This is a genomic window from Nocardioides sp., from assembly GCF_035429765.1.
In the GTDB taxonomy this organism is placed as follows: Bacteria; Actinomycetota; Actinomycetes; order Propionibacteriales; family Nocardioidaceae; genus Nocardioides.
In genome coordinates, this window is sequence record NZ_DAOMFK010000343.1 from 1 (window position 1) to 1,562 (window position 1,562).

The window sequence follows — 1,562 nt, forward strand, 5'->3', positions numbered from 1 at the left end:
CGGGGGATTGTCCGGGTGGCGCTGGCGACCCCCGCCGTCGTAGGGTGCCCATTCGTACCCGCATCATGGGGACGAAACCCGCTCCGAAAGGACCTCATGCCCGCCGACACGCTCCGCCGCCTCGTCATCGTCGAGTCGCCTGCCAAGGCCAAGACGATCCAGGGCTACCTCGGCGAGGGCTACGAGGTGACGGCCAGCGTCGGCCACATCCGCGACCTGCCCGACCGGGCGGCGGACATCCCGGCGCAGTACAAGGGCGAGTCCTGGTCGCGCCTGGGCGTCGACATCGAGCACGGCTTCAAACCCATCTACGTCGTCAACTCGGACAAGAAGGCACGGGTCAAGGAGCTCAAGGACAAGCTGCGCGACGCCGACGAGCTGCTGCTGGCCACGGACGAGGACCGGGAGGGCGAGGCCATCGCCTGGCATCTCCTCGAGGTGCTCAAGCCCAAGATCCCGGTGCGGCGCATGGTCTTCCACGAGATCACCCGCGAGGCGATCCAGCGCGCTCTCGACGAGACCCGCGAGCTCGACCAGGACCTCGTGGACGCCCAGGAGACCCGGCGCATCCTGGACCGCCTCTACGGGTACGAGGTCTCCCCGGTGCTGTGGAAGAAGGTCATGCCGCGGCTGTCGGCCGGGCGTGTGCAGTCGGTCGCCCTGCGCCTGGTGGTGGACCGGGAGCGCGAGCGCATGGCGTTCGTGTCGGCCACCTACGCCGACATCGAGGCACTGCTGGACCCGGGCAGTTTCAGCGCCACGCTCACCCACGTGGACGGTCAGCGGATCGCGCGCGGCGACTCGTTCAACGACCGCGGCGAGCTGAGCAAGAAGGACGTGCGGCACCTCGACCTCGCCACGGCGGAGGCGATCGTCGCCGGGCTGGGCGCCACGATGACCGTCGACTCGGTGGAGGAGAAGCCGGGGACCCGCAGGCCGTCGCCACCGTTCATGACCTCGACGCTGCAGCAGGAGGCCTCCCGGAAGCTGCGATGGGGCGGGCAGCGCACGATGCGCACCGCCCAGGGGCTGTACGAGCGCGGCTTCATCACCTACATGCGCACCGACTCCACGACGCTGTCCCAGACGGCTGTGAACGCGGCCAGGACACAGGCGAAGGCGCTGTACGGCGAGGACCACGTCTCGCCGCAGCCGCGGGTCTACAACCGCAAGGTGAAGAACGCCCAGGAGGCCCACGAGGCGATCCGGCCGGCGGGCGACTCGTTCCGCACCCCTGGACAGGTGTCCTCGCAGCTGAGCCCCGACGAGCTGGCCCTGTACGACCTGATCTGGAAGCGGACCGTGGCCTCGCAGATGGCCGACGCGCGGATCGCGACCACCACCCTGCGGCTCGGTGCGACGACCGGCGACGGCCTCGCGACGACGTTCACCGCCAGCGGCACGGTAGTGACGTTCCCTGGCTTCCTCGCCGCGTACGAGGAGAGCCGCGACGACGAGGACTCCGGCCAGCAGAGCCGGTTGCCGCGCCTGGCGCAGGGCGACGAGGTGTCCATACGGGCCCTCAACGCCGAGGCCCACGCCACCAAGCCCCCGGCGCGCTA

1 protein-coding gene is annotated in these 1,562 nt (G+C 70.2%); it reads left to right on the forward strand.

What is annotated here, in order from left to right; translation table 11 throughout:
- Positions 1-96: 96 nt before the first annotated feature.
- Positions 97-1,562, forward strand: a 1,466-nt coding sequence (topA, locus tag PLP61_RS17040; RefSeq protein WP_324503992.1) for a type I DNA topoisomerase, incomplete at its 3' end; no start/stop codon positions are given.